A 10,027-nucleotide genomic window follows, 5' to 3' on the forward strand; every position below is an offset into this window, starting at 1 on the left:
TTGTTTATGCTTATATGCAGCCTTTTTTCTTTACAAGACTCAAATACAATTCAGGAAACTGGGATACAGATCAACGTATGCCCACCAATTTGCTGAATTCATTGGTTGAATACACCACAATACCAATTGAAGAACAGGAAAAGATTGTTGAAGTTGGAAGCACTGAGATTTTTAGGTCGCCATTTTGTTACCTGAGTGGGCATAGGTTGGTTGCCTTTTCTGAAAGTGAAAGAAAGAACCTCAAAACCTATATTCAAAATGGAGGTTTTCTTTTTGCGGATGACTGCAATCACGATATCGATGGACTGTTTGCAAAGTCATTTGAAGAGGAGATGAGTGAGATTTTCGGAAAAGATGCTTTGCAGAAGATTCCCAATGATCATGAGATTTACAATTGCTTTTTCAAATTTGAGGATGGACCTCCCACAACTTCCTTTGAACTGAACGGCTGGGGTGATGACCTGGTCCATGATTATCTCAAAGCTATCATTATCAATGGAAGGATTGGAGTCCTCTATAGCAACAAAGACTATGGTTGCGAGTGGGATTATGATTTTAGAAACAAGCGATTCCTACGAGAAGACAATACTAAGTTTGGTGTTAACATTATCATTTATGCATTAACCTGATTTTACTTTGGAAAATACAGATACAAAAGCTTACGAAAAATTATTGAACCGCCTTCCCTTATTAAAAAAGGAAATAGCCAAAGTGATAGTTGGCCAGGAGGAAGCTGTGGAGGAAGTATTGATAGCCTTGCTTGCCGGAGGGCATTGCTTGTTGGAAGGAGTGCCTGGTTTGGCAAAAACCCTATTGGTCAAAACATTGTCTGAGGCTATGGATTTGCAGTTCAAGAGAATTCAGTTTACACCTGACTTAATGCCGGGGGATATTTTGGGCACAGAAGTACTTGAAGAGGACCACAGCACAGGCAGGCGTTTTTTTCAATTCAATAAAGGACCTATTTTTTCCAATATGGTATTGGCAGATGAAATCAATAGAACACCTCCCAAGACTCAGGCGGCACTTTTGGAAGCCATGCAGGAAAAAATTGTTACTTATGGCGGGAAAAATTATCCCTTGCCCAAACCTTTTTTGATAATAGCCACCCAAAACCCTATTGAGCAATCGGGAACTTACCCTTTGCCAGAAGCACAAATGGACCGGTTTTTACTCTATATAAAATTGGGCTACCCTTCGGAGCAGGAAGAATTGGAGGTTCTTGAAAGGACCACAGGAACTCAGCATGAAGAAGTTCAGCCTATTTTCGATGGAGAGGAAATCCAAAATCTTCAGAAGCTGACGAGGCAGATACATATTGATCAAAACTTACTTTCAGGAATCAATAAGCTCGTTCGGCAGAGTAGGCCGGAAGAATCTCAAGTAGAGGCCGTTAATCAATACATCGATTGGGGTGCGGGACCAAGGGCAGGGCAAGCTTTAATCCTTTGCGCAAAGGCACGTGCACTCATTCAGGGCAGGTTTTCTGTGATCCCTCAAGACGTAGAAAAGCTGATTTATCCTGTGATGAGACACAGGTTGGCCTTGCATTTTAGGGCGGAAGCAGAAGGGATTCATTCAGACAAGATTATCTCAGAAATTTTGAAGGCCTCACAAATTGGAAAGTAAAGAAGAACATCTTGAAATTATCAAACTGCAGAACTTGCGTCTTGCAGCTAAAATAATCAGTGAAAAATTGGTTCAGGGGAATCACTTTGGCCAAAGGGTAGGTTATGGAGCTGAATTTGAACAATATAGACATTATGAAATTGGAGATGATCTGAAACGTCTGGATTGGAAGCTTTTTGCCCGGTCGGGTAAATACCTGATTAAGGAATCGCCAATTGAGAGCAATCTTCATGTCAAACTGATCCTGGATCTTTCGGGCTCTATGAATTATGAGGAGGATCAGATCAGTAGGGTTTCATACGCAAAGGTATTATTGGCTTCCATCGCATACTTGGCCTTCAAACAAGGTGATAGTCTTTCTTTATACTTTTTGGTAGATGGAAAGGTGAAACAGGTGACTTCAGCAGGGAGTAAAGGTTTTCAGATGATTCTCTACAACTTGGAGACAGCCAAAGCCCGAGGGGCATGGCAGGTAAGGAAGGGAAGCTTTCCTGAATTAAAATCCCGAGAAAGGGAATTGGTCATTATGGCATCTGATTTTTTGCAATCAGAGTCAGAATGGACGGATATTGTAAAATCCATGGTGCATCCGAAAAAGCAACTCTGGCTATTTCAGATACTTGGGGCCCAAGAAATGGAGATGAATTTGAAAGGAAATAGGAGATTTATTGACCTTGAGTCAGGAGAGTCTGTACATGCTGATGCGGGACAATTGGTGAAAACCTATAATCAGAAAATGAAGGAATATCTGGATGATTTGGATCACAATCTAAACCTCCCAAAAGTAGAACTTATTAGAGTCAAAATGCAGGAATCTATAGTTCAGCTTTTGAACCGCGTACTCAATCAAAATTCAATAAACTGATGCAGTTTCTTTCACCATATATGTTGTGGGGTTTGTTTGCGCTGTCAGTTCCGCTACTGATACATCTTTGGAATGGAAGAAAGGGAACCAAAGTTTATTGGGCAGCATTTCGGTTTTTGGAGGAAAATGACAACAAGCCTATAAGACATATCAGGCTTGAGCATTGGCTTCTGATGGCGCTAAGAATGTTCATGCTGCTGTTGCTAACCCTGTTAATGGCTCAGCTTTTTATAAAATTTTTGGATAAAGAGGAAGAAAAAGAAGTTGTGCACTTGGTAGAACCCAATGCTGATTTGCTTTCGGAATTTAAGTTTGAGCTGGCTCAAGCAATAGAAAATCAGGAGCCAGTTTTTTGGTTGAATCAGCAATTGGAAGCTTTAGAAGAAAAGGATATACAGACCCCAAAACCTTCTGAAATCATGCATTTGCAGACCGCACTCAACCGGTTAGATCAAGATAAATACAACTTTAAAATTTACCTTTCAGGTTTTGAAAATAGCTTTGATTTCAGTGCGTATTTGATTGGTTCTCAACCGGAAATATTTCTCTCTGAATTTTCGAATGAATACCATCAGAGAAATTCTCTAGCGATTGATGGAGGTCGCTATCTTTTTGTTGACAATACCAACAACCTTACGTTTTCTGATGATTTACCTGTTATGAAAAATGTCATTCAAGGCAATTTTGGGGTTGAGGTTGATGTTGAAAACTCAAAAGACCAAAGAAAAATACAGGCGGCATTTCAAGCTGTGCAAAAAGTATTTGGGTTAAACTTTGAATTTTCCGGAGACGAAAAAGTGGATATCTTAGTTACAGAAAATAATATTTCTGAAAATGAGGAAATTCTGACCTTGAGCTTTTCAAATGACAGGAGTATTGAACAATTTCCAAATGTATATGGGCTGAAACCATTCAAATCAAGAAGTCACAGTACTTTGGATGATCTCCCAACTGAAATTCTTAAAAGTATTCTGGACTTCTATGGGATCAAGGGGGAGTCGATCCGTTTGGCCGAAACTCAAGTTAGAGAAAAATTCATCCTGAAATCAGGGCAAGAAAAATACAAAAAACCTATCAAACCCAATGCTGAAGAAATCTTATGGATAGTATTTCTGTTGGTATTGATGGGGGAAAGATTTATAGCGAATAGATCTGGTTTATGAAAAAATTACAAAAACTACTAGCACAAACTGTTTTGCAACAGCAAGTAAATGCATTCTTGAAAGCATTGCTGGTAAGTGTTGGTGTATTTTTATTTTTATTGTCCTTTAGGGTCAATCATCTTATTAGTCTCGGAATTTCAATTGTGGTTTTTATCCTATTAGCTTGGTATATTGGGATGTTCCGTAGAGATGAGCAAGCTGCAAAAAATTACCTGCACAGTAGGTTTCCTGAATTGGAATATAGTTTAGACTTATTGGATAAGAGAGAGTGGAACTTAGCTGAGACTTTTCAATTGAACCGACTAGCTAATCAAATCAATTTTACCTCTACTCCTGTACTGTTGGGTAAAAATATAATTCCTGCATTCTTATTTTTATTATTGGGTACTGGCCTTTATGGCATGAGTAGCTTTTTGACAATTGAAAATCCAACCCCTGATGGTAAAGCTAAAATGGAGAAGTCCATTGTGGAGGATGATGTGAAGGTAAAAACCGTTAGTTTGTCCGACAACTTAATCATAGTAAGCCCTCCTGATTATTCAGAAATGCCGGTTTTTTTCCAAGAAGATTTGGATATCAGGGCTTTGGAAGGTTCTATATTGGAATGGAGATTGAGTTTTAATTCTGATTTGGTAGAATATGTAAAATTGGTGGACGCATCTGGATTAGAGTTATCTTTTGAGAAAAAAGGGGAGCAATTCACCATGAAGGATAAATTGGAAGCTTCAGGAATATATGCTATACAGGCATTCGGGAAAGATTCATTAATTTTTGAGTCAGATTTTTACAGGTTGGAAGTGATCCGTGACAAGTCTCCCTTGATAATTCCTGAAGAAAAGGACCTATATGTTTATCATTTTCAGAAAGATCCAATGCAAAGGAAATTAAGAGCCAGAGTTTCTGATGACTTTAAGGTAAGGCAAGTTTATATCGTAGCTACTTTGGCAAGGGGTAGGGGTGAAAATGTGAAATTTAGGGAAAATCGTATTGAGCTGCCCAAAAGTAATTTTAAGGAGGCTGAATTAGCTCAGGCATTGGATTTAGAATCCATGGATTTTCAGCCCGGTGATGAGTTATACTATTATTGGTTGGCAGTAGATAATAAAAGACCTCAGCCCAATATCAGTAAATCGGACACTTACTTTATTCAGTATGTAGATTCTACAGGACTCAGCGATTCACAGCTAGAGTCCCTGGCAATCCATGTTCTACCTGATTATTTTAGAAGCCAGCGACAAATCATCATTGATACTGAAAAGCTGTTGAAGGAAAAAGAAGAGCTTTCAGATCGGAAGTTTAATGAACAATCCAACGAGTTGGGGTATGAACAAAAACTACTTCGCATGCGCTACGGGCAGTATTTGGGGGAGGAGTTTGAATCCAATGCACCAGGGGGAAGTCTGAATTCAGCTGAGGGTAGGAATATTTTGGAAAGCTTTATTCATAATCATGATCATGAAGGTGAAAATGAGGGAGCCCCCTCATTGAGTAAATTTAGGTATGCTGCATTGGAACAATACAGGGAAAACCATGATAAAAATCAAGAATTGCTCAAACAACAATTGGGTGAGCTAAGTGACCAAGATCATGACCATCATGACCATGATCACGATGAAGATGATGAGCTTGCCAGTCTCTTGGAAGAATACCTGCACAATCATGATTCTGAAGAAATGAATACTTTGTACGAACAGTCCACAAGGAGCATCCTGAAAATGGCTTTGGAACAGATGTGGCAATCAGAGCTTCATTTACGCTTATTTGAGCCTGAAAAAGCCTTGCCTTTCCAACATAAAGCATTGGAATATTTGAAGTCTGTTCAGCAAAAGTCCAGAACCTATGTCAAAAAATCAGGATTTGACCCTGTACCCATCAAGGAAGCTGAAAAAAGGTTAACCGGAGATACTGAGGGAGTTGACACCTACTATGCCACAGCAAAATCAGTATCAGTGAATGAAATGGCCCTTATGGCGGGGAAAATCTTGGGAATGTTCAATCAAATATCACTCTCGGAGGCTGATAAAGATGTTTTGGATGAGTTTGGTCAACTTTGGTCATTGAGGTTGTCGCATACAGGAATGGAGGATTGGAACACCTTATTGCTTTTACAAAAGCTTCGACAGGATAATCTCAGTGAATCTGAAAAATCCGAATTAGGGAAAAAACTCCAGTCTTTGGTCAATTTAGAAAGAAGAAATGCTTTTTCAGTTGGACGGAATGAGCAATTGGCTAAATCATTTTGGGAAAATTTCAAATGATAAAGTTTGAACCAATTCTTTCCGGTAATATACTGATAATGGTTTTAGGAGTCCTAGCTCTTATTTCGGTTTTTCAAGTGTTTTATTATTTGTTCAAAAAAGTAGAACGCCGCTATCTTAAGGTTTTTTTGTTTTTGCTTTTTAGCAGCCTGCTTTCCTTATTTATTTTGAACCCTACTTGGGAAAAGGAACTTCCTGGAAGCTCAGCTTTACTTATTCCTGAAAGCGAGAACAAAGCCCATTTTTCTGATTTTTCAAAAGAATTGGAAGTAGATAAAGTCATTAAAGCTGGAGAAAGAGCAGAAGGCTTTAGGCAGCTCTATATTTTTGGAGAGAATTATAAGAAAGAAGAATTACTTTCTTTGCCCTTAGTTGATATGGAATGGATTCCTTCATCGGACAAGAGTTTTGTTGTTTTGGACTTAGGCTGGGAAGGAATTCTGAAATATGGCCAAGAGCAAAAGATTACCGGAATATTAAATTCCGAAAAGAGCCAGAAGTTACAATTGAGATTTGTCAATGAAGTATGGGCAGAACAAACTCTAGAGGATGGCGAACAGAGTTTTGAACTCGTTTTTTCAGCTTTGATTCTGGGGAAAAATGAAATGGACCTTTATCTGGATGAAAGCAAAATTGGTACAGTCAGGTATTTTGTCATGGGTCCGGAACAAATGAGTTTTGAGTTGAAAGTAGGTTTTCCCAATCCGGAAACCAGGTTTTTTGCCGACTACCTTAGGAAGAGAGGTGAATTGGTGAGCTTGAGAACCCAAGTGGCACAAAGCTCCAGTATTGTTGCAGGGGAGGAATTAGCGGATAGAAGTGTATTGGTCATTGATCCATCTCAGCTAAAAAGTGTTGATGTCAATAAATTGGGTTCTGACTACCAAGCTGTACTTTTAACCAATGTCAATAATCCTGAGTTGGATATTTCAGAGCTGAACAGGAAGTTTGGTACCAGTTTTACAATCAACAGGATCTCCGAGAAAAGTGTAGAGAAGGAAAACGGCACCAGCGCCCAAGCATTTGATTTTGTAACAAAATTCAACCAAGATACTCTGAAAAATTCTGCAACTGCCTTTGAAATGAAAGGTGACCATACCATTGCTGTAAGTTTGATGGAAGACTCTTTTTCTCTTTTACTTTCTGGGGATAGCATAGGTTATGCTAAGGTTTGGGAACCTGTCTTTGAAAAACTTTCTATGGGGAATAAGAACTCTTTTCAACTTTCGTCTCCTGTATTTAGGAACTTGAAATCAAATATTTCATTTCTGGGCGCTTCAGATTCTCCAAATAATCTTCAAAATGAACAGCTTTCATTTACTTGGAAAAAGGATGCTTTGATTGGTGACATGTACTTTTCACGTTTTATCCCTTTGGAAAGTGGTTGGATATATTTTTCTGATAGTTTATCTATTTATGTGGAAGATGAAGAAAGCTTCAAAGCTGTTAAAGGCAGGAAAATATTGATAGAGTTCCTTAAAGAAAGAAGAGATTATGGCTTTGGAAGTGAGCGGATTACCAGTAAGTCTAATATTCCAGCGTGGTTGTGGTTTGTGCTGATATTGATATCAGCATCATTGCTGTGGGTAGAACCTAGGTATAGGTCTTGATCCAGATTATATTTAAATGCGTAATTCAAATGTGAAGAAATTTTATTCAGTATTTACTTTGATTCTTATTTTTTCAGGTTCCTCTTTTGCCCAAAATGAACCCTTGGATAAACTTGGCAATGAGGAAAAGCAAACGACTATAGCGGTCTTGCCATTGATTTACTACACCCCGGAAACCTCATGGGCATTTGGAGCTGGGGCAGTAGGCAACTTTCGGTTAGGAGAAAAAGATGAAACATTCGAAAGCCAGATAGCTTTGGGAGGTGCTTATACTTTATTCAATCAGTTTTTAAGTTACACGAGTTGGAGGATCTTCACAGAGCAGAATAAACACCTATTTGCAGGAGAGTTGGGCTGGTATGATTATGTGTTTTTCTTTTATGGTATTGGGCCAGGTGTTTCGGAATCAGACCGTGAAGTGTTCAATTCTAGACTTCCCAGATTGCGTTTTGACTACCTGAGGCAGATAAAGGGGGATTTTTATGCTGGCGTAAGGTATTGGTATGATAATTTTCAAATCCAAGAAGTAGAGGAAGGAGGACTGTTGGATGGAAACAATATACCTGGAAGTATGGGAGGTAGGATAGGAGGGATAGGTCCGATGCTCTATTATGATTCAAGGGACAGTCAATTGTACCCTACAAGTGGGATTTTTGCAGAAAGCAGTTTTCAATTGTTCAGACCTTGGACCGGGTCAGGTTATAGTTATATGCGTTGGATAGGTGATTTTAGGCAGGTTTTGCCAATAAAAGAAAACTCTGTGTTTGTTTACCAAGCCTACGCAGAGCTTCTGAATGGTGAAGTTCCATTTTTTGGTATGCCTTTACTGGGAGGGAATAGATTGATGAGGGGTTTGTTTGAGGGCAAATTTCGCGACAGAAATATGGCATTGATCCAAGGAGAGTACCGATGGAAATTCAAACCCCGATGGGGCTTGGTTGGATTCAGTGGTCTGGGCAATGTTTTTTCTCCTTCCAATCCTTTTGATATTGGAAACACCAAGCTGACCTACGGTACAGGTCTTCGCTACCAGCTTTCAAAAAAAGAAAAACTGAACCTTAGGTTTGATGTGGCCCATTCACCCGGAGAGGGACTGTTGTTTTATTTGGGGTTTGGGGAGGGGTTTTGAGGGGGGGGCTATCCACGTTCAAGGTCTGAGTTGGCTTCCCTTTACGGGAAAATTCATCCCATCCTCTAAAATCCCAATTTATTGCTAGATGTGAATTTTAGGTTTTGGCTCATAAAGTTTAAGGTGCAAGGATCCGGAAACTCTTTTAAAATTTTATTCGGAATGTTTATGTAACGATTTAATTTCCGGACAGAGAAGAAAAGTTTAATTTTTTTTTATTGGTTTTGGACTCTGGAAATGTGTTGAAAAACGGATAGTTCGATCTGAAATACAAATCGTTTATTTCAAAATATCATTGATTGTTTTTAATTCAAAATTTACAGATAATATCAGTTTTTCTGGTTTTGCTTTTTAAAAAAAAATTCTGTTTGTTTCATGAAATAGGTGTTTTCTCAGAATGACACAATAATAATAATCAATTGCATAAAATTATATTTCAATTTATGAAAAATAAAAAAATGCATTTGAAGTCCATAATTCAAGTGTCTAAAGGTAAAAGATCAAGCGTATGATAGGTTTTATTAAAAGCAACATAATTATAAGCGTTGCCATGATCTTTCTAGCCTTAGGATTGGAAGTTAATTTCGTATTGTCTGATCCAAGGATTATAAATCTTTCTGAGGAAGCAGAGGAGTCAACCGCTTGGGATGCTTTTACTAATAACTATCAAAATGACATCAATTATGTGATAGGCAGGGAAGAATTAAATAGAAATCTTGAAGTTTCATTTTTATCAGAAAGTATTTTACTCTCAAGTCCCCACGAGATTGAAGTTGAAAAAAATAGTACTGTTCAGTTAGTAGCAGACGCATTTCCTGGATATACTTTTAGCCATTGGGAAATAAATGGACAGAATGTTAGTCAAAAATTGACCTATGAATTCACAATGCCATCCAATAACCTAAATATTATAGGTGTTTTTTTGGCAGAAGAAAAGCCATCTATTGAATTTTTCCAACCTCAGAATAATCAAGTTTTCAATAATGAATTTATAATTGATATTGAGTTTCTTATAAATTATAATGGGACTGAAGTATTATATTTAGATTTCTTAATAAATGGTGTTTTCGTAAAAAGTCTGGATTTAGAAAATAATAAATTTAATTGGGATTTTGAAAAAGAAGGTATTTATGATCTTCAATTAGTTGGGTATACAGCAAGTGGAGCAATTGTTGAAACAGAAAGATTGCTTCTGGAAATTCTTTCAGAGAATCTCCTTCCTGAGGTGAGCATCACNGCTCCNTCANCAGGATCCGAATATGAGATCGGTGAAGCGGTCAGCATCACAGCTGATGCCANNGATTCAGACGGAAGCATCACCAAAGTTGACTTCTATGTAAACGGAAGCCTTTTGGGAACTTCCACCTCAGCTC

At 38.2% G+C, this 10,027-nt stretch carries 8 protein-coding genes; all 8 read left to right on the top strand.

What is annotated here, in order from left to right; translation table 11 throughout:
• Nucleotides 1–14: 14 nt before the first annotated feature.
• Nucleotides 15–629 (top strand): DUF4159 domain-containing protein, encoded by a 615-nt coding sequence (locus A33Q_RS03780; RefSeq protein ID WP_009035723.1) that lies wholly within the window; start codon nt 15–17, stop codon nt 627–629.
• 7 nt (nt 630–636) lie between these two features.
• The gene (locus A33Q_RS03785; RefSeq protein ID WP_009035724.1) at nt 637–1,629 is read left to right on the top strand and encodes an AAA family ATPase; all 993 of its coding nucleotides are present in this window, start codon (nt 637–639) and stop codon (nt 1,627–1,629) included.
• Nucleotides 1,619–2,494 carry a DUF58 domain-containing protein gene (locus A33Q_RS03790; protein WP_009035725.1) on the top strand — a complete coding sequence of 292 codons (876 nt, stop codon included), beginning with the start codon at nt 1,619–1,621 and terminating at the stop codon, nt 2,492–2,494. The genes A33Q_RS03785 and A33Q_RS03790 overlap by 11 nt, the downstream gene beginning before the upstream one ends.
• Nucleotides 2,494–3,657 carry a BatA domain-containing protein gene (locus A33Q_RS03795; protein WP_009035726.1) on the top strand — a complete coding sequence of 388 codons (1,164 nt, stop codon included), beginning with the start codon at nt 2,494–2,496 and terminating at the stop codon, nt 3,655–3,657. The genes A33Q_RS03790 and A33Q_RS03795 overlap by 1 nt, the downstream gene beginning before the upstream one ends.
• Complete coding sequence (locus tag A33Q_RS03800; protein ID WP_009035727.1) at nt 3,654–5,915, top strand: hypothetical protein; 2,262 nt, start codon at nt 3,654–3,656, stop codon at nt 5,913–5,915. The genes A33Q_RS03795 and A33Q_RS03800 overlap by 4 nt, the downstream gene beginning before the upstream one ends.
• On the top strand, nt 5,912–7,525 hold the full coding sequence (locus A33Q_RS03805) for a hypothetical protein (protein WP_016254612.1): 1,614 nt from the start codon (nt 5,912–5,914) through the stop codon (nt 7,523–7,525). The genes A33Q_RS03800 and A33Q_RS03805 overlap by 4 nt, the downstream gene beginning before the upstream one ends.
• Nucleotides 7,526–7,541: 16 nt before the next feature.
• Nucleotides 7,542–8,654, top strand: a complete 1,113-nt coding sequence (locus tag A33Q_RS03810; RefSeq protein WP_009035729.1) for a BamA/TamA family outer membrane protein — start codon at nt 7,542–7,544, stop codon at nt 8,652–8,654.
• A 550-nt stretch (nt 8,655–9,204) separates the two neighbouring features.
• The coding region (locus A33Q_RS22275) for an Ig-like domain-containing protein (protein WP_040489840.1) at nt 9,205–10,027 on the top strand (823 nt) is incomplete at its 3' end.

Origin of the sequence: Indibacter alkaliphilus LW1 (assembly GCF_000295935.2) — a bacterium.
GTDB lineage: Bacteria > Bacteroidota > Bacteroidia > Cytophagales > Cyclobacteriaceae > Indibacter > Indibacter alkaliphilus.